The following is a 23,115-nucleotide window of genomic DNA, read 5'->3' as shown; positions in this document are numbered from 1 at the left end:
CTATAGCGGGGGCAGCTGCGGGAGAGCCCCTCCTTCGACGCGCAGCGCGGTGCCGTCGCGGCGACCCGCGAGCCAGCCCAGGAGCGCCGGCGCGGTTCCGGTCACCGTCACCCCGGATCCGGAAGTGGCGCGACCGGTGGTCCACGCGCGCGTACCGTCCGTCACGCGGGTGTGCGGCACGTCGGGATGCCCGGTGAACCGGTCGACGAGGAAGCCGATCTCCCGCTCCGTGAACTCCGGCGGGAGATCCTCCAGCTCGTACCCGATGCCGAGGTCCACGTGATGGAGCTCCACCTCGATCCAGCGCCGGAAGGGCACCCGCGCCGCGGTGTCCGTGACTCCGTTGCGCAGCTCGACCGTGCGGGTCCAGTCCGCGGGGAGCGCGGCGGCGTCCTGGAAGCGGTCCGCGCTGTCGTGGACGTCGGCGAGCTGCTCCTTCAGGGGCCGCGGAGCGTCCCGCTCGATGTCCGCGTCCCGGGCCTCGCCGGAGGCGTACATGGGGCGTCCCTCGAAGACGTTCACCAGCGCGTCCGCGTTGCGGGCGAGATGGGCGAGGACGTGCCCCCGGGTCCAGCCGGGCAGCCGTGACGCCTCGGTCACAGCGGCGGCGTCCAGTCGGGCGACCGCGGTGAGGAGCCGGTCCGTCGCTTCTCGTACAGAGGCCAGGTCACGTGCGTGATCCATCATGCCGTCGACCCTAGCCCCGGCCACACCTTCGGGTGAAGGAGTCCGGCCACGCCCGCAAATCGAATGCACGTGCTATATGGTCGGGTGCGGCGTCGGGCATGCTGGAAGGCCCGGAATTGTTGTGGAACGGGGAAACAGGACCGGCGCTGTCAGTGGCTCCCCCTAGTCTGTGGAGGACGGGGGCTGCGGCCTCTGTCACTCACTCAAGAAAGGTGCGGACCGGCGTGGCCGACCGTCTCATCGTCCGTGGCGCGCGCGAGCACAACCTGAAGAACGTCTCGCTCGACCTGCCACGCGACTCGCTCATCGTCTTCACGGGCCTGTCGGGGTCGGGCAAGTCCTCGCTGGCCTTCGACACGATCTTCGCCGAGGGGCAGCGCCGGTACGTGGAGTCGCTCTCCTCCTACGCCCGGCAGTTCCTCGGGCAGATGGACAAGCCGGACGTCGACTTCATCGAGGGTCTGTCCCCGGCGGTCTCCATCGACCAGAAGTCGACCTCGCGCAACCCGCGCTCCACGGTCGGCACGATCACCGAGGTCTACGACTACCTGCGGCTGCTCTTCGCGCGCATCGGCAAGCCGCACTGTCCCGAGTGCTCCCGCCCGATCTCCCGCCAGTCGCCGCAGGCCATCGTCGACCGAGTCCTGGAGCTGCCCGAGGGCAGCCGCTTCCAGGTCCTCTCGCCGCTGGTGCGCGAGCGCAAGGGCGAGTTCGTCGACCTCTTCGCGGACCTCCAGACCAAGGGGTACAGCCGGGCCCGTGTGGACGGCGAGACCGTCCAGCTCTCCAGCCCGCCCACGCTGAAGAAGCAGGAGAAGCACACCATCGAGGTGGTCGTCGACCGCCTGACGGTGAAGGACTCCGCCAAGCGCCGCCTCACCGACTCCGTGGAGACGGCTCTCGGCCTCTCCGGCGGCATGGTCGTGCTCGACTTCGTCGACCTCCCCGAGGACGACCCCGAGCGCGAGCGCATGTTCTCGGAGCACCTGTACTGCCCGTACGACGACCTGTCCTTCGAGGAACTGGAGCCCCGCTCCTTCTCCTTCAACTCGCCCTTCGGCGCCTGCCCCGACTGCTCCGGCATCGGTACGCGCATGGAGGTCGACCCCGAGCTGATCGTCCCGGACGAGGACAAGTCGCTCGACGAGGGCGCCATCCACCCGTGGTCGCACGGCCACACCAAGGACTACTTCGGCCGCCTCATCGGAGCCCTCGCCGAGGCGCTGGGCTTCCGCACCGACATCCCCTTCGCCGGACTCCCGCAGCGCGCGCGGAAGGCGCTGCTGTACGGCCACAAGACACAGATCGAGGTGCGCTACCGCAACCGGTACGGGCGCGAGCGGGTCTACACGACGGCCTTCGAGGGCGCCGTCCCCTTCGTGAAGCGGCGGCACGGCGAGGCCGAGAGCGACGCCAGCCGTGAGCGCTTCGAGGGCTACATGCGCGAGGTGCCCTGCCCCACCTGTGAGGGCACACGCCTGAAGCCGATCGTCCTCGCGGTCACGGTCATGGAGAAGTCGATCGCCGAGGTCGCCGCCATGTCCATCAGCGACTGCGCCGACTTCCTGGGCAAGCTGAGGCTCAACAGCCGCGACAAGAAGATCGCCGAGCGCGTGCTGAAGGAGGTCAACGAACGGCTGAAGTTCCTGGTCGACGTCGGCCTCGACTACCTCTCGCTGAACCGCGCGGCCGGCACGCTCTCCGGCGGCGAGGCCCAGCGCATCCGGCTGGCCACCCAGATCGGCTCCGGTCTCGTGGGCGTGCTCTACGTCCTCGACGAGCCGTCGATCGGCCTGCACCAGCGCGACAACCACCGGCTGATCGAGACCCTGGTCCGGCTGCGCGACATGGGCAACACGCTCATCGTCGTCGAGCACGACGAGGACACCATCAAGATGGCCGACTGGATCGTCGACATCGGTCCCGGCGCGGGCGAGCACGGCGGCAAGGTCGTGCACAGCGGCTCGCTCAAGGAGCTGCTCGACAACACCGAGTCGCAGACCGGGCAGTACCTCTCGGGCCGCAAGGCCATCCCGCTGCCCGACATCCGCCGCCCGCTCGACCCGACCCGGCAGCTCACGGTGCACGGCGCCCGGGAGAACAACCTCCAGGACATCGACGTCTCGTTCCCGCTCGGCGTCTTCACCGCCGTGACCGGTGTGTCCGGCTCCGGCAAGTCCACGCTGGTCAACGACATCCTGTACACGCACCTGGCCCGCGAGCTGAACGGCGCCAGGAACGTGCCCGGCCGGCACACGCGCGTGGACGGCGACGACCTCGTCGACAAGGTCGTGCATGTCGACCAGTCGCCGATCGGCCGTACGCCCCGGTCCAACCCGGCGACGTACACCGGTGTCTTCGACCACGTCCGCAAGCTGTTCGCCGAGACCACCGAGGCGAAGGTCCGCGGCTATCTGCCCGGCCGCTTCTCCTTCAACGTCAAGGGCGGCCGCTGCGAGAACTGCGCGGGCGACGGCACCATCAAGATCGAGATGAACTTCCTCCCGGACGTCTACGTCCCGTGCGAGGTCTGCCACGGCGCCCGGTACAACCGGGAGACGCTGGAGGTCCACTACAAGGGCAAGTCCATCGCCGACGTGCTGAACATGCCGATCGAGGAGGCGACCGACTTCTTCGAGGCCGTCCCCGCGATCGCCCGCCACCTCAGGACGCTGAAGGACGTCGGCCTCGGGTACGTCCGGCTCGGGCAGTCCGCGACCACCCTGTCCGGCGGTGAGGCGCAGCGCGTCAAGCTCGCCAGCGAGCTGCAGCGCCGCTCCACCGGACGCACGGTCTACGTCCTGGACGAGCCGACCACCGGTCTGCACTTCGAGGACATCAGCAAGCTGCTCACGGTGCTGTCCGGCCTGGTCGACAAGGGCAACACGGTCATCGTCATCGAGCACAACCTCGACGTCATCAAGACCGCCGACTGGGTCGTGGACATGGGTCCCGAGGGCGGCGCCGGCGGTGGCCTCGTCATCGCCGAGGGCACGCCCGAGCAGGTCGCCGGGGTGCCGGCCAGCCACACGGGCAAGTTCCTGCGGGAGATCCTGGGCGCCGACCGGATCAGCGACGCGGCCCCGGTGAAGGCCCCGCGCAAGGCCGCCGCCAAGCGGACGGCCGCCGCCGGCGCGGCGGCGAGGAAGACGGCGACGGCCCGCACGGCGACGGCCGCCGGGAAGACGGCCACGGCCAGGAAGGCGGCCGCGGCCACGAAGAAGGCGACCCCCGCGAAGAGGACCACGCGGGCCCGCGAGGACTGAGGAGGCCGGGGCACCCCGGGCGCCTCGGGACGACGGAGACCTCCGGAGTCCGAGGTGCCCGGGCGGCCGGTCCGCCGGCCCTCCGGGAACGTGTGGCGGCCCGGGGGAACTCCCTAGGGCCGGCGCACGTCGCACCCCGGGCGAGGGGGTGGCGGAAGGGTCACCCCCGGCGGCGGCGCACCCTGTACGTTCGACGCGTGAGCGACAACGAGTTGGCCGCCTTCCTGCGCAGCCGCCGCGAAGCCATGACCCCCGCCGAGGCGGGCCTGCCCGCGGGCCCCCGCCGCAGCGCCCCCGGCCTGCGCCGCGCCGAGCTGGCCACGCTCGCGGGGATCAGCGTCGAGTACCTCACCCGGCTCGAACACGGCCGCGACCTCACCCCCTCCTCCCAGGTGCTCGGCGCCCTCGCCGACGCGCTGTGCCTGCGGGTGCCGGACCGGCTCCTGCTGCGCCGGCTCGCCGAGGAGAACGGCGACCCCACGACGGTCCGCCACGCTGCCGCTCCGCCCGCCCGGAGCGTACGGCCCACCGTCCGGGCCCTCCTCGACCGGCTGGAGCCCACCCCCGCCGTGCTGCTCAACTGGCTCGGCGACATCGTCGCCCACACCTCTGGCTACGAGCGTTTCGCCCGTCCGCTCGGACTGCTCGACGGCGACCCGCCCAACGTCACGCGGTATCTGTTCACCGACGAGCGGGCCCGCGCGGTGTATCCGGGTTGGGAGCGGCTCGCCGACGAGCAGGTCGCCCATCTGCGCCACGAAGCCCCGCCGCACGACCCGTACGTCGCCGCCCTGACCGACGAGTTGACGGTCACCGCGGGCGCCAGGTTCACCCTGCGGCTGAAGGGCGTACCGGCCATGCCGCTGCGCAACGGCACGGATCTGGTCGTGCATCCGCAGGCGGGCCGGCTGCGCCTGGCGTACGAGACGCTCGCCCTGCCGGACGACGGCCAGCGCCTCGTGGTCCACCTCCCGGCCGACGAGGCCACGGCCACCCGCCTCGCCCGGCTCGACCACCTCGACGGCCGTGAGCACCAGGCCCCGAGCACGGTCGGCGGCTGAACGGACGCACACACGCGGCACGCGGGGCGCGCGGGACCGCGCGGGAATCCGATCACCGGCCCCCGTCCGGCCGCCGGCCCCCGCCCGCCCGCCGGCCCCCGCCCACCGGCCCCCGCCCGCCCACCGGCGGCCGTGGGGCGGCGGCTAGACCTCCCCCACCTCCGCCGCGTACGGCGGCTCCGCGCCCTCCCGGGAGCAGGTGATCGCCGCCGCGCGGGCGGCGAAGCGGAGCAGGCGGATCCAGTCGTCGGTGCCGAGGGCCGCGAGGGCGCCGGCGGAGAGCGCGTCCCGCGCCGACAGACCGTGCAGGAGGGCCGCGTTGACCGTGTCACCGGCGCCGATGGTGTCGACGACGTCGACCTTCTCGCCCGGCACGGAGAGCTCCGCTCCGGCGCGGGTGTGGACGGTCAGGCCGTCGCCGCCCCGGGTGACGACGACCGCGGCGGGCCCGGAGTCCAGCCACGCGCGCGGGGTGCCGCCCAGCCACCGCGCGTCCTCCTCGGACAGCTTGAGCAGCGACACCGAGGGCAGCCAGCTTCCGAAGCGGGCCCGGTAGGCGTCCGCGTCGGGAATCAGCCCCGCCCGGATGTTGGGGTCGAGGGCGGTGAACACGCCCTGGGCGGCGGTGGCGTGCAGCAGCTTCTCGTAGGCGCTCGCGCCCGGTTCCAGCACGAGGGAGCAGGTCCCGAAGGAGACGGCCCGGGTACCGGGGGGCAGCCGGTCGGGGGTCTCGAACAGGCGGTCGGCGCTGCCCTCGACGTAGAAGGAGTACCGGGCGGAGCCGCCCTCGCCGATCGAGGCCAGGGCGAGGGTCGTCGGTTCGGGACCGCGCTGCACGGACGTCACGTCCACGTCCGCGTCGCGCAGGCCGTCCAGCAGGGCCTCGCCGTAGGCGTCCTGGGAGACCCGTGAGCAGAAGGCGGTGGGGGAGCCGAGGCGGCCCAGCGCCACGGCCGTGTTGTAGGGGCCGCCACCGCGCGCCGGCCGCAGATCCACGAGCGCGCCCGCACCGCGCGGGACCAGGTCGATCAGGGCTTCACCGGCGACGACGATCACGAGGCGGATCCTTTCTCGGGGACTACCGGCCGGAAAGTATCGCAAAGGTGTGCGCACCACGACGGACGGCGGTGGCGGGGTGGACCGTGACCCGCCCGGCCGTCACTCCCAGTCCCAGCCGATCCCCACGACCCCCGTCCGCACCCGCGGTTCCACGAGGTGGACCGAGCGGTGCGGGACGCTCAGCGGGAGCACCTGCCGCCCGCCCCGGGGGGCCGCGGGGGAGTGCTGGCTGAAACGGTGGCAGCGCAGGGGCAGGGCCCGTTCGTCGAAGCGGACCTGGAGGGCGTACTGGCCACCGGTGGAACGGAAGCCGCGGACGTACTCGGTGCACACACCGGCCGTGCCGTCGTCGAAGCCGTAGCGGAAGAGGTAGGTGTCACCGCTGCACAGCCGGGTGTCGAAGAGGAGCTCGGCGACGAGGACACCGGTCTCCCGGTCCCAGCGCACCCTGCCGCTGCGGCAGTTCTCCAGGGCGCGGACGGCGATCCGCTCCGGCGCGCAGCCCGGGTCGCCCTGGTGGACGGCCACATAGCGGTCCACGCCGTCCCGGTGGGCGCGCACGATGTGCTGGGACTCGCGGCCGAGCAACTCCCGGCCCGCGCCGACACGCACCCGCTCGTGGTGGCCGACGGTGTGCACACCCCCGTCGAGTGGCATCCGCAGCTCGTCGAAGAGACGCTCCAGGACACCGGATGCCTCCACGACCGAGCGGTACGAGCGGGCGGCGGGGCGCTCCGGGCCGGGGTGCTCGTCGGCCCTGACGAGCAGCCGGATCAGGGACTCGTCCGGGAGCTGGAGGATCTCCTCCAGGGCCCGCACGGCCCGCAGCGACTCGGGACGCTGGGGACGCCGGGCGCCCTGCTGCCAGTAACTGAGGCTGGTGACGCCGACCCTGACCCCGTGGCGCGAGAGATGGTGCTGCACGCGCTGCAGCGGCAGGCCGCGGGCGGCGATCGCGGCGCGCAGCGCGACATGGAAGGGACCGCCCCGCAGGACCGACTCCAGCTCCGCCGTGGAGACGTCCCGCACCGCCGCGACGTCCGCGTGCTCTGTGGCGTGCCGCATGCAGAGACCTTTCTGTAGAGCAGGGCGCGACGGGTGGCCGGACCACGCGGGCCGAGGGGCGCCCGGTGGGCCCCCGGGGCTCCGGGTGCCGCCGGCGGCCGTCCGTCCGCACGTGCGTCCGTCCGTACATCCGCGGGAGAGAGCCTCTTGCCCCGAGTTCCCCCGCATTGAAGCGTGTTGACCAGGTCCCGACAACACCTGACGCGTGACATGGCCGGACACCATCGGCAAGATCCTCAACGCGTCCGGTGCCCGTGCTCGGGCCCCAGCAGGTCCCGCAGCGCCTGCCCCGAGAGCCTCGACTTGTGCACGAACCCGCGGGCCGGACCGGCCGTGACGAGTTCCTCCATCTCGTCCAGCGGGTGCGTGGACGTGAGGACGATGACGGACGGGGCGGTGCCCGCGAGCCTCGGCGCGAGCTCCAGACCGCACTCGCCGTCGAGTTCGACGTCCAGCAGGACGAGATCCGGGACCAGCTCCGCGACCCGTGCCAGCGCCTCCGTGCCCGTACGGGCCACACCGACGACGCGGATCCCGTCGCGCTCCAGCAGCGTACGGGCAGCCTCCAGGAACCGGGCGCTGTCATCGACGATGAGACAGCGCGTGGACATGCGCACAGCCTCCCAAGGCGGTCATGGGCGCACATTGCGGCTAGCGGGAAAGAGTGGGCGCCGCGGGACTCCGTCCGCCGGAATGTGCCCATGTCCCGTGCCGGAACGACGGGTTCACTCTCACCCAGGGAGTCGGACGCGACACGAGGAGTAGCATGTCGCTGCCCTGGGGCCGATCAGGCCCGAGGAGTGGGGGTGTGCGATGAACAGGCAGCGCCGGGACCTCGGAGAACGTCCCGTACGCCGTGCCCTGATGGCAGGTGCGGCGACCGCCGCACTGCTCCTCGCCGGATGCAGCGGCGGCGGTGGCGGTGACGGACGGACGGACGAGGAGGGCAAGGCGGCGGGCGACACCACCTGCGACGGGCGGATCGAGGGCACCGCCCACATCACGATGTGGTTCCACGCGGGCCAGAGCGGTGAACAGAGCACGCTCAGGACCCAGGTCAGGGAGTTCAACCGGTCCCAGCGGCAGGTACGGGTCGAACTGGTCACCCTGCCCGAGCAGCGCCCGTACAACGAACTCGTCCTGTCCGCGGCGGCCAGCGGCGACCTGCCCGACCTCCTCGACTTCGACGGCCCCAACCTCTACAGCTACGCCTGGTCCGGCACCCTCAAGCCGATCGACTCCTGCGTGCCCGGCAGGACCCGGAAGGACCTGCTGCCGTCCATCCGTGCACAGGGCACGTACGACGACCGGTTGTGGGGCGTCGGCACCTTCGACTCCGGACTGGGTCTGTACGTGCGGCCGTCGGTGCTCAGGAAGGCGGGCGTGCGCATCCCGAAGGGCGTCGACGACGCCTGGACCGCCGACGAACTGACGCGGATCCTGCGCAAGCTGCGCGCCCAGGGCTACGAGGCGCCGCTCGACCTGAACTTCACCGACTCCCGCAGCGCGGACGAGTGGAACACCTACGCCTTCGCGCCGGCCGTGTGGTCGGCGGGCGGCGAGCTCATCGACCCCGGCACGTTCCGTACCGCCGACGGGTTCCTCAACAGCCCGGAGTCCGTCGGGGCGCTCACCACCCTGCAGCGCTGGGTGAAGGAGGGCTACGTCGACCGGGACGAGCAGAAGGACAAGAGCGCGTTCGTGAAGGGACGCAGCCCCATCTCCTGGATGGGGCACTGGAAGTACGGGGAGTTCAGCGAGGCGTTCCCGGGTGACGTGGCGATCGTGCCGCTGCCGGACTTCGGCACGGGCAGCGTCACGGGGATGGGTTCCTGGCAGTGGGGCATCCCCTCCGGGGGCGCCGACGGGGACGCGGTGTGGCGGTTCCTGGAGTACCTGCTGCGGCCCGAGCAGGTGGCCCGGATGAGCGAGGCCAACGGCGCGATCCCGGGGACGGAAGGGGGAGTGCGGCTGTCCCCGCTGTACGACGAGAACGGCGCGGAGCGGCTGTTCATCGAGCAGCTGCGCAGCGGCACCGCCCGGCCGCGACCGCAGACACCGGCGTACCCGGCGGTGACCGTCGCGTTCTCGCACGCGGTCGCCGACATCGTCTTCTCCGGTGCCCCCGCCGAAAGGACGCTGGACAAGGCGGTCGCCACCATCGACCAGGACCTCGCCGCCCACGACGGCTATCCGAAGAGCGGACCGTGACCCGAGCCGCCGGACCCCGGCGCGGCACACCCCGCACGGCCGGCCGGCCCGGCCCGGCGAGACCGGCCCGCCGGGCCCCGTGGGCGTTCGTGCTCTGCGCGGCCCTGCTGCTCGCGGGCTGCGAGGAGGGCGGAGGCGGCGAGAAGGGCACCCGGCGGGGCTCCGACGCGACCTGCGACGGGCGGATCGACGCCCCCGCCCAGATCACCATGTGGTACCACCAGCCGTCGGCACGCGGTGAACTGGAGGCCGTACGCGCCCAGGTCAGGGCCTTCAACACCGCCCAGGACGACGTCACCGTCCGACTCGTCCGCCACCCGAAGGGCGACCACGACGACCTGGTCCGTGAGGCGGCCGACGCGGGTGAGCTGCCGGACCTGCTCGACTTCGACGCGCCGAAACTGTTCAGCCACGCCTGGGCCGGAGACCTCCGGCCGATCGACTCCTGCGTCCCGAAGTCCCTGCGCGCGGACCTGCTGCCGTCCGTCCTCGAACAGGGCACCTACCGAGGCAGGCTGTGGGGCCTCGGCACGTTCGACTCCGGGCTGGGTCTGTACGTGCGGCCGTCGGTGCTCAGGAAGGCGGGCGTGCGCATACCGAAGGGCATCGCCGACGCCTGGACCGCCGACGAGTTCACGGGCATCCTGGGGAAACTGCGCGCCCTGGGCCACGAACGGCCGCTGGACCTGCAGATGCCGTGGGCCGGCACCGAATGGGGGACGTACGGCTTCGCACCGGTGCTGTGGTCGGCGGGCGGCGACCTGATCGAACGCTCCACCTATCGAACGGCCGACGGAGTGCTCAACGGACCGCGGTCGGTCGAAGCGCTGACGACGCTGCAGGGCTGGGCGAAGGCGGGATACGTGGACGCGAACAAGGACTTCGAGGCCTTCCAGAAGGGCAGGACCCCGGTGTCCTGGACCGGCCACTGGTGCTACCGGCGCTACACCGAGGCCCACCCGGGCGACGTGGCGATCGTGCCGCTGCCGGACTTCGGCACGGGCAGCGCCACCGGCATGGGCTCCTGGCAGTGGGGCATCCCCGCGGGCACGGCCGACGGCGACGCCGTGTGGCGGTTCCTGGAGTTCCTGCTCCGCCCCGACGAGATCCTGCGGATGACGGAGGTCAACGGCGCGATTCCCGCCACCACGGCCGCGATGGAGAGGACCGACGCCTTCGCCGAGGGCGGCCGGGGACGCCTCTACATAGAACAACTGCGGAGCGGGACCGCACGCCCCCGGCCGCAGACCCCCGCCTACCCGGCGATCACCGAGGCCTTCTCCCGTGCCTTCGTGAAGATCATGCGGGGAGGGGCCGTGCGGCCCGCGCTGGACGAAGCGGTGCGGGCCGTCGACAAGGACCTGGCGGACCACGGCCACTACCCCCCGACCGGACCGTGAGGCCCGGCCGTGCTCCGCCCGTCGTCCCCCGGACGAACCCCCGCCCCACGCCCCGCCGTGCCCCGCCGGCCTGCCGCGAACACGAACCCGAACATGACGGCGAACACGAACGCGGGCGCCGTCCCGTTCCTGGCACGGCTGCGGGTCGGCCCCAAGCTGATGCTGCTCGTCCTGCTGCCGGTCACCGTCCTGCTGTCCTTCACGGCGTTCACCGCCCTGGCCCAGTGGCAGGAGGCGCGGACCCTGCGCGACTTCGACACCGCGATCGAGGTCTCGTTCGCGGCCAGCGAGGTCGGCGGTGCCGTCGCCCGTGAGCGGATCGCCGCGGTCCAGGCCCGGCTGAGCGCCGGACCGGGCACCCTGGGCGGCCGGGCGCGGGCCCAGCGCGTCACCGACGAGGCCCTGCGGCACGCCTTCGGCGAAGCCGTCGACCGGCAGGTCGGCTCCGACGTCGCCGGTGACCTCGACGCCGTACGCCGGCAACTGCACGCACTGCGGGTCCAGACGGGCACCGGCTCGCTGGACGCCCGGACCCTCACCCGGCGCTACGAGGTCGTCCAGAACAAGGTGCTCGACACGGTCGCCCGCCTCGAAGCCGGGCGCCCCACCCGGGCCGCGGGCCGCGCCGCCGACGCCCACATGGCGATCCTGCGGGCCGTCGCCGCCACCGAGAGCGAACGGGCGGAACTCGCCATCCTCTTCCACGCCCCCGGCGAACGGCGCACCACCGCCGCCGCGGGCCGCTGGACCGAACTGGAGAAGTCCCAGCTCAGAAGGTTCCGGCTGACCGCCTCCGACGGACTGAAGGCCGAGCTGCACGCCGCGATCTTCGAGGCCCCCGGACGTGAGGTCCGCACCGTCCGCGACCTGCTCGCCGACACCGGCCCCCGGCCCGCCGACTGGCCCTCGTACGACAGCTGGCTCAGTCACTCCGAGCGCTATGTCGACGCCCTGCGCGGCATCCAGGACCGGGCCGCCCGCGAACTCGACGACACCGCCCACCGCGATCTGCGCGCCATACGGGCCCGCGCCCTCACCGAACTCGGCATCTCCCTCGCCGTCCTGGCCCTCGTCACCCTCCTCGCGCTGGCCCTGCGCCGCTCGATCACCCGCCCCCTCGGCCAGGTCTCCGCGGGCGCCCGCGCCCTGTCGCAGGGCGACCTCTCGTACGACATCCGCTACACGGGACGCGACGAACTCGGGGACGTGGCCGACACCTTCCGCGAGCTGCGGGTGACCGGTGAACGGCTGGCCGACGAGATCCGCGCCATGAACACCGCGATCGACGCGGGCCGCCTCGGACACCGGGCCGACGTCGACTCCTTCGACGGAACCTGGGCGCAGCTGCTGGGCGGCATGAACGGCACCATGGCCTCCTTCGCCGCCGCCCACGGCCGGCGCAGACGGGCCGAACAGGAACTGGAGAGCATCTTCAACCTCTCCGCGGACCTGCTCTGCATCAGCGGCGTCGACGGCTACTTCAAGCGCGTGAACCCGGCGTTCGAACGCACCCTGGGCTATCCGATCGAGACGCTGACCTCCCGGCCCCTGCTCGACTTCGTCCACGAGGAGGACCGGGACAAGACCTGCGAGGCCGTCGCGCTGCTGGCGAGCGGCACCGAGGTCGCCGAGTTCGAGAACCGGTACCTCCGCGCCGACGGCACCGAATGCTGGCTCCAGTGGAGCGCCCGGCCGGTCCCCGAGGAGGGCCTCATCTACGCGGCCGCCCGCGACGTCACCGAGAGCCGCCGGGCCGCGCTCGAACAGAGCGCGCTGCGCCGGGTCGCCACCGCGGTCGCGCGCGGGGTGCCGCCCGCCGACGTGTTCCGGAAGGTCGCCGAGGAGGTGGCGGCCCTGCTGGGCACGGCGGCGGCCGTCCTGCGCTACGAGTCCGACGGCGGCGTCAAGATCCTCGGGATCGCGCACGCGCGCGGCGACGAGGCCGCCGAGATCGTCCGCACCACCCGCCGCGAGGCGGCCCGCAGGGCCGTCACCGCGGTGGCCCGCACCTGGCGCTCCGCCCGGTCGGGCACCTGTGTGGGCGCCCCCATCGTCGTCGAGGGCTGCCTGTGGGGGGTCGTCGTGGCGGCCTCGCTCCTCGACCCGCTGCCCGGCGGCACCGAGTCCCGGCTCGCCGACTTCACCGAACTGATCGCCACCGCGATCGCCAACGCCGACAGCCGCGCCCAGCTGGCCGCGTCCCGCGCGCGCGTGGTCGCCGCCGGGGACGCCTCAAGGCGGCGCATCGAACGCGACCTGCACGACGGCGTCCAGCAGCGCCTGGTCTCCCTGCAGCTGGAGCTGCGGATGGCCCAGACCCTGGTGGCGGATCCCTCCTCGGAACTCGCCCGGCAACTGGACCAGCTGGCCAAGGGCCTCGACGACACCTTCCACGACCTGCTCCAGGTGGCCCGGGGCATCCACCCGTCCATCCTCTCCCGGGGCGGCCTCGGGCCCGCCCTGCGCGCCCTGGCCCGGCGCTGCGCCGTGCCCGTGGAACTCGATCTCGCGTTCGGCAGGGCCCGGTTCCCGGAGCAGGTCGAGGTGGCCGCCTACTACGTCATCTCCGAGAGCCTCACCAACGCCGTCAAGCACGCGCGCGCGAGCGTGGTGACCGTGGCCGGCCAGGAGCGCTCGGGCGTGCTGGAACTGGTCATCCGCGACGACGGCGCCGGGGGAGCGGAACCCGGCAAGGGGTCGGGGCTCATCGGGCTCATCGACCGGGTGGAGGCGATCGGCGGCCGGTTGACGCTCACCAGCCCGCCCGGCGACGGCACGACGCTGAGCGTGCGGCTGCCGCCGACGCCGCCCGAGGAGGATGCGACGGCCGTCCTGCCGCGTTCATGACCGCCCGAAGCGTACGCGGTGAGGCCCGTTCAAAGGGGGGAGTTCGGGACTCGGTACGGGCGTACGTTCCGGGCGGCCGAATCGGACGGCGGAGACGGCCGTCCGGTCCCTGGGCAGGCGGATGTCTCGTTGTCTCCCGTCGGAGGCGCCGGTCCACCCGCGGCCGCACATCAGTGAGCATGGCGGACAGACGTTCCGGTGTCTTCACGGCCCTCCCCCAACTAGGCTTCCGGCTAGCCGTAAGACCCGGGTTCGGGCAGGCTGACGAACGAACGGACAGGTCGGGCAAGGGGGAGGCCGGGACCATGGAGGCCGATCAGCATCCGGTGCGCGGACGGGTGGTGCTCGCGGACGACGACGTGCTCCTGCGGGAGGGGCTGGCGAGCCTGTGCGAGCGCGTCGGCTACGAGGTGGTGGGGCAGGCCGGCGACGCCGACGGGCTCATGGACCTCGTCGAGAGGGAGCTTCCGGACATCGCGATCGTCGACATCCGTATGCCGCCGACGCAGTCCACGGAGGGTCTGAAGGCCGCCGGCGCCATCCGGGAGCGGTACCCGGCGGTGGGGATCCTGGTGCTGTCGGCGTTCGTCGAGGTCGAGGACGCGCTGGAGCTGCTGGCGGGCGGACGCAGCATCGGTTATCTGCTCAAGAGCCGGATCACGGTCGTGGACGAGTTCCTGGAGACCCTCGACCGCATCCGCCGGGGAGGGTCGGTCGTCGATCCGTCGCTGGTGCAGGAACTGGTGGCCGCGCAGCGACGTGACGATCCGCTGTCGATGCTCAGCAACCGTGAGCGGGAGGTGCTCGGTCTGATGGCCGAGGGGCGGTCCAACTCGGGGATCGGCCGTCGGCTGTGGGTGACCGAGGGCACCGTGGAGAAGCATGTGCGCAGCATCCTCGGGAAACTGCGGCTGCCCGAGGAGCCGGACGACCACCGCAGGGTGCTGGCGGTGCTGACGTTCCTGGAGACACGCTAGAACCCTCGGAGCGGGCGCGTGCGGCCCCTCGGCCGCGTCCACCGGCCCCCGGGCTGTCACTCCCCGCCAGTAGGGTGTGGAGCATGGCCGATCCCTCCAGCTACCGCCCCAGTCCGGGGCAGATCCCGGACTCTCCCGGGGTGTACAAGTTCCGTGACGAGCACCGTCGGGTGATCTACGTCGGGAAGGCGAAAAGCCTGCGTCAGCGCCTGGCCAACTACTTCCAGGACCTGACCGGCCTCCACCCGCGCACCCGCACGATGGTCACCACGGCCGCCTCCGTGGAGTGGACCGTCGTGTCCACGGAGGTCGAGGCGCTGCAGCTGGAGTACTCCTGGATCAAGGAGTTCGACCCCCGGTTCAACGTCAAGTACCGCGACGACAAGAGCTACCCGTACCTCGCGGTCACGATGAACGAGCAGTACCCGCGGGTGCAGGTGATGCGCGGGCACAAGAAGAAGGGCGTGCGCTACTTCGGGCCCTACGGGCACGCCTGGGCGATCCGGGACACGGTCGACCTGCTGCTGCGCGTCTTCCCCGTCCGCACCTGCTCGGCCGGGGTGTTCAAGAACGCGGCCCGCACCGGCCGGCCCTGCCTGCTCGGCTACATCGGCAAGTGCTCGGCCCCCTGCGTCGAGCGGATCTCCGCCGAGGAACACCGCGAACTGGCCGACGAGTTCAGCGACTTCATGGCGGGGCGCACCGGCACGTACATCCGCCGTCTGGAGAAGCGGATGACGGACGCGGCCGAGGAGATGGAGTACGAGCGGGCCGCCCGGCTGCGCGACGACATCGAGGCCCTGAAGAAGGCCATGGAGAAGAACGCGGTCGTGCTCGCCGACGCGACCGACGCCGACCTGATCGCCCTCGCCGAGGACGAGCTGGAGGCGGCCGTCCAGATCTTCCACGTCCGCGGCGGACGGGTGCGCGGCCAGCGCGGCTGGGTCACCGACAAGGTCGAGGCCGTCACCACCGGTGACCTCGTCGAGCACGCGCTCCAGCAGCTGTACGGCGAGGAGACCGGCGACGCCGTGCCCAAGGAGGTCCTCGTCCCGGCGCTGCCCGACCCCGTCGGGCCCGTGCAGCAGTGGCTCACCGGGCGTCGCGGGGCCCAGGTCTCCCTGCGCGTCCCGCAGCGCGGCGACAAGAAGGCGCTCATGGAGACCGTCGAGCGCAACGCCCAGCAGTCGCTCGTCCTGCACAAGACCAGGCGGGCCTCCGACCTCACGACCCGCTCCCGCGCGCTGGAGGAGATCGCCGAGGCCCTCGACCTGGACAGCGCCCCGCTGCGGATCGAGTGCTACGACATCTCCCACCTCCAGGGCGACGACGTCGTGGCCTCCATGGTCGTCTTCGAGGACGGACTGGCCCGCAAGAGCGAGTACCGCCGCTTCCAGATCAAGGGCCGGGTCGGGGACACCCAGGTCTGGCACGGCGAGGGCCAGGACGACGTCCGCTCCATGCACGAGGTCATCGCCCGCCGCTTCCGGCGCTACCTCGCGGAGAAGGAGAAGACCGGCGAGTGGGTCGAGGAGGACGGGAACACCGGGAACGACCGGAACGCCCTCACCGAGGAGGACGGCCGGCCCAGGCGGTTCGCCTACCCGCCCCAGCTCGTCGTCGTCGACGGCGGACAGCCGCAGGTCGCCGCCGCCCGGCGGGCGCTCGACGAGCTGGGCATCGACGACATCGCCGTCTGCGGCCTCGCCAAGCGCCTGGAGGAGGTCTGGGTGCCCGGCGACGACGACCCGGTGGTCCTGCCCCGCAGCAGCGAGGGCCTCTACCTCCTGCAGCGGGTCCGCGACGAGGCCCACCGCTTCGCCATCACCTACCAGCGCACCAAACGCGCCAAGCGTTTCCGGGCAAGCCCCTTGGACGACGTGCCCGGCCTCGGGGAGGCCCGCAAGCAGGCCCTGCTGAAGCACTTCGGCTCGCTGAAGAGGCTCCGCTCCGCGACGATCGACCAGATCTGCGAGGTCCCCGGCATAGGCCGCAAGACGGCCGAGACCATCGCCGTGGCCCTCGCCGAGGCGGCTCCGGCCGCACCCGCCGTGAACACGGCCACGGGAGAGATCATTGAGGAAGAGGAGCCCGGTACGACCGCGGACCCCTCGGGGGAGCCCGTGGCCGCGGGCACCCCGGACCGGCGGCGAGGGCAGGAGACATGACCGAGCACGACCAGCGACCGGGACCCCCGGAGCAGCCAGAACCGCCGGAGCGCGCGGAGCGTCCGGAGGAACAGCACGACGAGCACACAGCGGAGCACGGGGCGGCCCACAGCGCGGTGGGCGACGCTGCCCCGCGGCACCCAGCGCCACAGGAAGACGGAGCACACGTGAGTACGGGCAACGAAACAGCCGGGGTCCCCGAGGCGGCCATCCCCGAGCTGGTCATCATCTCCGGCATGTCCGGCGCCGGACGGTCCACGGCCGCCAAGTGTCTGGAGGACCTCGGCTGGTTCGTCGTCGACAACCTGCCGCCCGCGCTGATCCCCACCATGGTGGAGCTCGGCGCCCGCTCCCAGGGGAACGTGGCCCGGATCGCGGTCGTCGTCGACGTCCGCGGCCGCCGCTTCTTCGACAACCTGCGTGACTCCCTCGCCGACCTGGAGACCAAGCACGTCACCCGGCGCATCGTCTTCCTGGAGTCCTCGGACGACGCCCTGGTGCGCCGCTTCGAGTCGGTCCGCCGCCCGCACCCCCTCCAGGGCGACGGCCGCATCACCGACGGCATCGCCGCCGAGCGGGAGCTGCTGCGCGAGCTGCGCGGCGACGCCGACCTGGTCATCGACACCTCCAGCCTGAACGTGCACGAGCTGCGCGCCAAGATGGACGCTCAGTTCGCCGGCGAGGAGGAGCCGGAGCTGCGGGCCACCGTCATGTCCTTCGGCTTCAAGTACGGCCTCCCCGTCGACGCCGACCTGGTCGTGGACATGCGCTTCCTGCCGAACCCCCACTGGGTCCCGGAGCTGCGCCCGTTCACCGGACTCAACGAGGAGGTCTCCGCGTACGTCTTCAACCAGCCCGGAGCCAAGGAGTTCCTCGACCGCTACACCGAGCTGCTGCAGATGATCGCCGCCGGCTACCGCCGCGAGGGCAAGCGGTACGTGACCATCGCGGTCGGCTGCACCGGCGGCAAGCACCGCTCGGTCGCCACCTCCGAGAAGCTCGCCGCCCGCCTCGCCTCCCAGGGCGTCGAGACCGTCGTCGTGCACCGGGACATGGGGCGCGAGTGACCGGACCCACCTCGTCGCGGCTGAGTCGGCTGAGCAGACTGCGCCGGGTCGTCCCGGAGGGCCGTGCGGAAAGGCCCGCCGAGACCCGCGGGGCCCGGCCCCGCCGCCGGGGCGCCCAGCCCAAGGTCGTCGCGCTCGGCGGCGGCATGGGCCTGTCCGCCTCGCTCGCCGCGCTGCGCCGGATCACCGGCGACCTCACCGCCGTCGTCACCGTGGCCGACGACGGCGGCTCCAGCGGGCGTCTTAGGGACGAGCTGGGCGTCCTGCCGCCCGGCGATCTGCGCAAGGCGCTGGCCGCGCTGTGCGGCGACGACGACTGGGGCCAGACCTGGGCCCGCGTCATCCAGCACCGTTTCCAGTCCCAGGGCGAGCTGCACGAGCACGCGGTCGGCAATCTGCTGATCGTCGCCCTGTGGGAGCAGCTCGGCGACCACGTCCAGGCCCTCGACCTGGTGGGCAGGCTGCTGGGCGCCCAGGGCCGGGTGCTGCCCATGTCCGCCGTGCCGCTGGAGCTCCAGGCCCTGGTCAAGGGGCACGACCCGGCCCGCCCGGAGGAGGTCGGGACCGTACGGGGGCAGGCGACCGTCGCGCTCACCCCCGGCGAGGTGCAGTCCGTGCACGTCGTGCCGGGCGACCCGCCCGCCGTGCCCGAGGCCGTCGCGGCGGTCCGCGACGCCGACTGGGTGGTGCTCGGCCCCGGCTCCTGGTTCTCCTCCGTGATCCCGCACCTGCTCGTGCCCGAGCTGCTCGACGCGCTCACCGAGACCAAGGCCCGGCTCGTGCTGTCGCTGAACCTCGCACCGCAGCCGGGAGAAACCGATGGCTTCTCCCCGCAGCGTCATTTGGAGGTTTTGGCACGACACGCCCCTAAACTCGCCCTGGACGTGGTGCTGGCCGACGAGGCCGCCGTGCCCGACCGCGACTCCCTGACCGAAGCCGCCGAACGGTTCGGTGCCGCGGTCGAGCTGGCGCCGGTGGCCAGGACCGACGGATCTCCGCGGCACGACCCGGAGCTGTTGGCCGCCGCGTACGACCGTATTTTTCGGATGCATGGAAGGATCGGCCCATGGCGATGACGGCAGCGGTGAAGGACGAGATCTCCCGGCTACCCGTCACCCGGACCTGCTGCAGAAAGGCGGAGGTCTCGGCGATCCTGCGGTTCGCGGGCGGGCTGCACCTGGTGAGCGGGCGCATCGTGATCGAGGCGGAGCTGGACACCGCGATGGCGGCCCGTCGGCTCAAGCGGGACATCCTGGAGATCTTCGGCCACAGCTCCGAACTGATCGTGATGGCACCCGGCGGCCTGCGCAGAGGCTCGCGCTATGTCGTCCGCGTGGTGGCGGGCGGCGACCAGCTGGCCCGGCAGACCGGTCTGGTGGACGGCCGCGGCCGCCCCATCCGGGGCCTCCCCCCGCAGGTCGTCTCCGGGGCCACCTGTGACGCCGAGGCGGCCTGGCGCGGGGCCTTCCTCGCCCACGGCTCGCTCACCGAGCCCGGCCGCTCGTCCTCCCTGGAGGTCACCTGCCCGGGCCCGGAGGCCGCTCTCGCGCTGGTCGGCGCCGCCCGCCGGCTGTCGATCGGGGCGAAGGCGCGCGAGGTGCGGGGCGTGGACCGGGTCGTCGTCCGGGACGGGGACGCCATCGGCGCGCTCCTGACCCGCCTCGGCGCGCACGAGTCCGTGCTGGCCTGGGAGGAGCGGCGGATGCGCCGCGAGGTCCGGGCCACGGCGAACCGGCTCGCCAACTTCGACGACGCCAACCTGCGCCGCTCGGCCCGTGCCGCCGTCGCGGCCGGCGCCCGGGTCGGCCGCGCCCTGGAGATCCTCGCCGACGACGTCCCCGAGCACCTCGCGGCCGCCGGACGGCTGCGGATGGAGCACAAGCAGGCATCCCTGGAGGAGCTGGGCGCGCTCGCCGACCCGCCGCTCACCAAGGATGCCGTCGCGGGCCGGATCCGCCGCCTGTTGGCCATGGCCGACAAGCGCGCCTCGGACCTCGGCATCCCGGGGACAGAGTCCAGCATCACCGAGGAGATGGCCGAAAACCTGGTGGGGTGACAGGCCGCCAGGAGGCCCCAACTCGCCGGTGCCGACGCCCACTTGGGCCTGTCGGCACCGGCTTTCTGCTTTCCGCGTGAATTATGTGATTGGCCTGTGCCGCCTCCTTGACTTGGCCCAGATCTGACATGAGCCTGGCGTCTGTTCGCTACTGGGGCGAACCACGCAAGGGGGGCTCATGAGACGAAGAGCGAGATCGATCCTCGCTGCCGGCGCGCTCCTGCTGGGCGGCGGCGCGGGTCTCGCGCCGCTGGCCCAGGCTGCCGAGAACGACGGCTCCGACACCGACGAAGTCAAGGTCTTCCGGGCCGAGGTGACGAAGAAGCAGATACCGCTGCTGCTCGCCGCCGGGCAGGACGGCCACGAACTCAGCGAGCAGGCGCCGGAGAAGGGCACCGCGTCGGTCGAGGTCTACCTCACCGACAAGCAGGCGGACGCCCTGGAGGAACAGGGCGTCGAGCTGAGGGAGCACCAGCTCACGCGCAAGGCGGAGGCGCGTGTCGAGGCCGCCGCCGACGGGGTCTACCGCCCCTACAGCGGAGCCGGGAACATCAAGGAGGAGATCCTCCGCACGGGGCAGGAGAACCCCTCCCTGACCAAGGTGGTCTCCATCGGCAAGTCCCTCCAGGGGCAGGACATCCTCGCGGTCAAGCTGACCAAGGACGCGAAGAAGACCAAGGACGGCGCCAAGCCGTCCGTGCTGTACATGTCCAACCAGCACGCGCGCGAGTGGATCACTCCGGAGATGACCCGGCGCCTGCTGCACCACTACCTGGACAACTACAAGACGGACAAGCGGATCAAGAAGATCGTCGACTCCACCGAGCTGTGGTTCGTGATCTCCGCCAACCCCGACGGCTACGACTTCACCCACCGTGACGCCGCCAACCGCCAGTGGCGCAAGAACCTGCGGGACGTCAACGGCGACAACGCCATCACGGTCGGTGACGGCGTCGACCTCAACCGCAACTTCGCCTACAAGTGGGGCTACGACAACGAGGGCTCGTCCCCGTTCCCCACCAGCGAGACCTACCGCGGCGCCACCCCCGGCTCGGAGCCCGAGACCAAGGCCCTGGACGCCTTCGAGAAGCGCATCGGCTTCGAGTACGGCATCAACTACCACTCGGCCGCCGAGCTCATCCTCTACGGCGTCGGATGGCAGGTGGCCAGCCCCAGCCCGGACGACGTGCTCTACAAGTCGCTGGCCGGCACCCCGGAGAACCCCGCGGTCCCCGGCTACCACCCCCAGCTCTCCTCCGAGCTGTACACCACCAACGGCGAGGCGGACGGCCACGCGGCCAACGTCAACGGCACGGCGATGTTCACCCCCGAGATGTCGACCTGCCAGACGGTGTCGGGCATCGACCCGAACGACGCCTGGAAGCCCGAGGACTGCGCCTCCGTCTTCACGTTCCCGGACGACGAGAAGCTGATCCAGCAGGAGTTCGCGAAGAACATCCCGTTCGCGCTCTCCGTCGCCGAGTCCGCCGTCACGCCCGACCGGCCGAAGTCCTCGGTCGGCGTCGACGCCCCCGACTTCACCCCGGCCACGTTCGCCACGTCGTACTCGCGCGGCAAGAAGCAGGAGGTCTCCGTCGTCGCGCGCCGGTCCGTGACCGACAAGGAGCTGAACTACCGGGTCAACGGCAGCGGCCGCACGTACCAGGAGAGGCTCAAGGCCTGGAAGGGCGGCGAGACCTTCGGCGGTGAGGACAACCTCTGGTTCGACGAGTACCGGGCCAGGGTGCGCGAGGGCGAGCCCGGCGACAAGGTCGAGGTCTGGTTCACCGGCGAGACCAAGAGCGGCAAGCCCACCAGGAGCGAGCGCTTCACCTACACCGTCGCCGAGCGCCCCAAGGGCGACATCCTCGTCGTCGCGGAGGAGGGCGCGACCGCGACCCAGACGGGGGCCTACCTCGACGCGCTGAAGGCCAACAACAAGAGGGCGCTCGTCTGGGACGTCGCGACCCAGGGCGCTCCCGACGCGCTCGGCGTACTGGAGCACTTCAAGACCGTCGTGCACTACACGGGCGCCGTCCGTCCGGGCGTCGCCACCCAGCTCGCGCTGCGCGCCTACCTCAACGAGGGCGGCAAGCTGATCGAGGCGGGCGAGAGCGCCGGCGGCTCCGTCGACCTCGGCGGGGGCACCCTCTCGAACGACTTCAGCCAGTACTACCTGGGCGCCTACAACCGCACCTCCCTGCCGAACGCCACCGCCTTCGCGGGCCTCGGCAAGCTCGGCGGCTTCAGCGGCAAGCTCGGCGACGCGCCCGGGAACCCGCTGAACACGGCCGGTTCGTTCGGGGTCACCTCGGACGCGCTGCCCGTGGAGAACTTCCCGCAGTTCAAGAGCGCCGGCGCGGGCCAGTACCCCGGGACCGTCAACCCGTACGGCCCGTACGAGGGCGCGTCCATGGCGGCCGCCACGCACACCGACTACGCCTGGAACCGTCTCACCCGCACCATCGACCTCACCTCGGTGACCGCGGCGGACGAGCCCACCCTGCGCACCCAGCTCCTGTGGAACACCGAGGAAGGGTATGACCACGCCCTCCTTGAGGCGCACACGGTGGGGGCGGACGACTGGACGACGCTGCCGGAGGCCGGCGGCGCCACCTCCACCGCCGTGCCCGTCGAGTGCGAGGCCGGGTACTTCATCCAGGGCCACCCGGCGCTGAAGCGGTACCTGACCCTGAACTCCGGCGGCTGCACGCCCACGGGCACCAGCGGCGCCTGGAACAGCTTCACCGGAGCCTCGGACGGCTGGCAGGAGGTCGAGTTCGACCTCTCCGCCTACGCCGGCAAGAAGGTCGAGGTCTCGCTCAGCTACGTCACCGACCCCGGGTCCGGCGGCCGCGGTGTCCTGGCCGACAACGCCACCGTCGTCATCGGCGGCACGGCCGGCGCGGTCGAGGGCTTCGAGACGTCGCTCGGCGCCTGGAGCACGCCCGGCCCGCCCGCGGGCAGCCCCGCCGTGGTGAAGGACTGGGGCCTGTCGGGTGAACTGTTCAAGACCTTCGGCGCGGTCACCACGGACGACACGGTGCTGCTGGGCTTCGGTCTGGAGCAGGTCCCCGCGGCGGCCGACCGCAAGGCACTGCTCGGCAAGGCGCTGGCGGCTCTGAAGAACTGAGTGCCGACTGCGCCGAACGGGTGGCGAACGCCCTCGTGAGCGGCCCTCCGGACGTCTGAAATCAGATGATCGGGGGGTCGCTCAAAAGGTAATCACCTTGTAAAACCAGGGCGGTCCG

Annotated in this window: 15 protein-coding genes; 11 read left to right on the top strand and 4 right to left on the bottom strand. The window is 72.0% G+C overall.

Translation table 11 applies throughout. The annotated features are described in order from the left end of the window. Positions 1–687 (bottom strand): maleylpyruvate isomerase family mycothiol-dependent enzyme, encoded by a 687-nt coding sequence (locus tag ACFU5F_RS09420; RefSeq protein ID WP_383884299.1) that lies wholly within the window; start codon positions 685–687, stop codon positions 1–3. Positions 688–911: 224 nt separating this feature from the next. Between ACFU5F_RS09420 and uvrA the strand changes: the two genes are divergently transcribed. Then, positions 912–3,953 carry an excinuclease ABC subunit UvrA gene (uvrA, locus tag ACFU5F_RS09415; protein WP_383884296.1) on the top strand — a complete coding sequence of 1,014 codons (3,042 nt, stop codon included), beginning with the start codon at positions 912–914 and terminating at the stop codon, positions 3,951–3,953. A gap of 197 nt (positions 3,954–4,150) precedes the next feature. Continuing rightward, positions 4,151–5,014, top strand: coding sequence for a helix-turn-helix domain-containing protein (locus ACFU5F_RS09410; RefSeq protein ID WP_383884293.1), 864 nt, complete (start codon positions 4,151–4,153; stop codon positions 5,012–5,014). 144 nt (positions 5,015–5,158) lie between these two features. On the opposite strand, the gene ACFU5F_RS09405 is transcribed toward ACFU5F_RS09410, so the two are convergent. The 3 genes from ACFU5F_RS09405 to ACFU5F_RS09395 all read right to left on the bottom strand — a co-directional run bounded on the left by ACFU5F_RS09405 (position 5,159) and on the right by ACFU5F_RS09395 (position 7,749). After that, positions 5,159–6,070: a carbohydrate kinase gene (locus ACFU5F_RS09405; protein ID WP_383884290.1), complete on the bottom strand. Its 912-nt coding sequence runs from the start codon at positions 6,068–6,070 to the stop codon at positions 5,159–5,161. 102 nt (positions 6,071–6,172) lie between these two features. Then, positions 6,173–7,138, bottom strand: a complete 966-nt coding sequence (locus ACFU5F_RS09400) for a hypothetical protein (protein ID WP_383884287.1) — start codon at positions 7,136–7,138, stop codon at positions 6,173–6,175. A 236-nt stretch (positions 7,139–7,374) separates the two neighbouring features. After that, on the bottom strand, positions 7,375–7,749 hold the full coding sequence (locus ACFU5F_RS09395; RefSeq protein ID WP_383884284.1) for a response regulator transcription factor: 375 nt from the start codon (positions 7,747–7,749) through the stop codon (positions 7,375–7,377). A 202-nt stretch (positions 7,750–7,951) separates the two neighbouring features. Between ACFU5F_RS09395 and ACFU5F_RS09390 the strand changes: the two genes are divergently transcribed. The 9 genes from ACFU5F_RS09390 to ACFU5F_RS09350 all read left to right on the top strand — a co-directional run bounded on the left by ACFU5F_RS09390 (position 7,952) and on the right by ACFU5F_RS09350 (position 22,997). Further along, positions 7,952–9,349 (top strand): ABC transporter substrate-binding protein, encoded by a 1,398-nt coding sequence (locus ACFU5F_RS09390; protein WP_383884281.1) that lies wholly within the window; start codon positions 7,952–7,954, stop codon positions 9,347–9,349. Next, positions 9,346–10,749, top strand: coding sequence for an ABC transporter substrate-binding protein (locus ACFU5F_RS09385; RefSeq protein WP_383884278.1), 1,404 nt, complete (start codon positions 9,346–9,348; stop codon positions 10,747–10,749). The genes ACFU5F_RS09390 and ACFU5F_RS09385 overlap by 4 nt, the downstream gene beginning before the upstream one ends. 93 nt (positions 10,750–10,842) lie before the next feature. After that, the gene (locus tag ACFU5F_RS09380; RefSeq protein WP_383884275.1) at positions 10,843–13,596 is read left to right on the top strand and encodes a PAS domain S-box protein; all 2,754 of its coding nucleotides are present in this window, start codon (positions 10,843–10,845) and stop codon (positions 13,594–13,596) included. 305 nt (positions 13,597–13,901) lie between these two features. After that, positions 13,902–14,573 carry a response regulator gene (locus ACFU5F_RS09375; RefSeq protein WP_383884273.1) on the top strand — a complete coding sequence of 224 codons (672 nt, stop codon included), beginning with the start codon at positions 13,902–13,904 and terminating at the stop codon, positions 14,571–14,573. An 83-nt stretch (positions 14,574–14,656) separates the two neighbouring features. After that, positions 14,657–16,741, top strand: a complete 2,085-nt coding sequence (uvrC, locus tag ACFU5F_RS09370) for an excinuclease ABC subunit UvrC (protein ID WP_383884270.1) — start codon at positions 14,657–14,659, stop codon at positions 16,739–16,741. Further along, on the top strand, positions 16,738–17,808 hold the full coding sequence (gene rapZ / locus ACFU5F_RS09365) for an RNase adapter RapZ (protein ID WP_383884267.1): 1,071 nt from the start codon (positions 16,738–16,740) through the stop codon (positions 17,806–17,808). Before uvrC ends, rapZ begins: the two co-directional genes overlap by 4 nt. Next, positions 17,805–18,884, top strand: coding sequence for a uridine diphosphate-N-acetylglucosamine-binding protein YvcK (yvcK, locus tag ACFU5F_RS09360; RefSeq protein WP_383884264.1), 1,080 nt, complete (start codon positions 17,805–17,807; stop codon positions 18,882–18,884). The genes rapZ and yvcK overlap by 4 nt, the downstream gene beginning before the upstream one ends. Continuing rightward, a complete protein-coding gene (gene whiA / locus ACFU5F_RS09355; RefSeq protein WP_013004513.1) occupies positions 18,875–19,864 on the top strand; it encodes a DNA-binding protein WhiA in 990 nt (329 codons plus the stop codon). Before yvcK ends, whiA begins: the two co-directional genes overlap by 10 nt. 178 nt (positions 19,865–20,042) lie before the next feature. After that, positions 20,043–22,997: a M14 family zinc carboxypeptidase gene (locus tag ACFU5F_RS09350; RefSeq protein ID WP_383884260.1), complete on the top strand. Its 2,955-nt coding sequence runs from the start codon at positions 20,043–20,045 to the stop codon at positions 22,995–22,997. The last annotated feature ends 118 nt before the right edge of the window (positions 22,998–23,115 follow it).

The organism is Streptomyces sp. NPDC057438 (genome assembly GCF_042802995.1).
Taxonomy (GTDB): domain Bacteria; phylum Actinomycetota; class Actinomycetes; order Streptomycetales; family Streptomycetaceae; genus Streptomyces.
The sequence above is the reverse complement of the archived record's forward strand: the minus strand, read 5'-3'. Positions and strand labels throughout refer to the sequence as shown.

Excerpts from the sequence above, each read along its gene's own strand:
- ACFU5F_RS09395 (WP_383884284.1), bottom strand. The coding sequence starts at position 7,749 with ATGTCCACGCGCTGTCTCATCGTCGATGACAGCGCCCGGTTCCTGGAG.
- ACFU5F_RS09350 (WP_383884260.1), top strand. The coding sequence starts at position 20,043 with ATGAGACGAAGAGCGAGATCGATCCTCGCTGCCGGCGCGCTCCTGCTG.
- ACFU5F_RS09400 (WP_383884287.1), bottom strand. The coding sequence starts at position 7,138 with ATGCGGCACGCCACAGAGCACGCGGACGTCGCGGCGGTGCGGGACGTC.
- ACFU5F_RS09390 (WP_383884281.1), top strand. The coding sequence starts at position 7,952 with ATGAACAGGCAGCGCCGGGACCTCGGAGAACGTCCCGTACGCCGTGCC.
- ACFU5F_RS09375 (WP_383884273.1), top strand. The coding sequence starts at position 13,902 with ATGGAGGCCGATCAGCATCCGGTGCGCGGACGGGTGGTGCTCGCGGAC.
- ACFU5F_RS09420 (WP_383884299.1), bottom strand. The coding sequence starts at position 687 with ATGATGGATCACGCACGTGACCTGGCCTCTGTACGAGAAGCGACGGAC.
- whiA (WP_013004513.1), top strand. The coding sequence starts at position 18,875 with ATGGCGATGACGGCAGCGGTGAAGGACGAGATCTCCCGGCTACCCGTC.
- rapZ (WP_383884267.1), top strand. The coding sequence starts at position 16,738 with ATGACCGAGCACGACCAGCGACCGGGACCCCCGGAGCAGCCAGAACCG.
- uvrC (WP_383884270.1), top strand. The coding sequence starts at position 14,657 with ATGGCCGATCCCTCCAGCTACCGCCCCAGTCCGGGGCAGATCCCGGAC.
- ACFU5F_RS09380 (WP_383884275.1), top strand. The coding sequence starts at position 10,843 with ATGACGGCGAACACGAACGCGGGCGCCGTCCCGTTCCTGGCACGGCTG.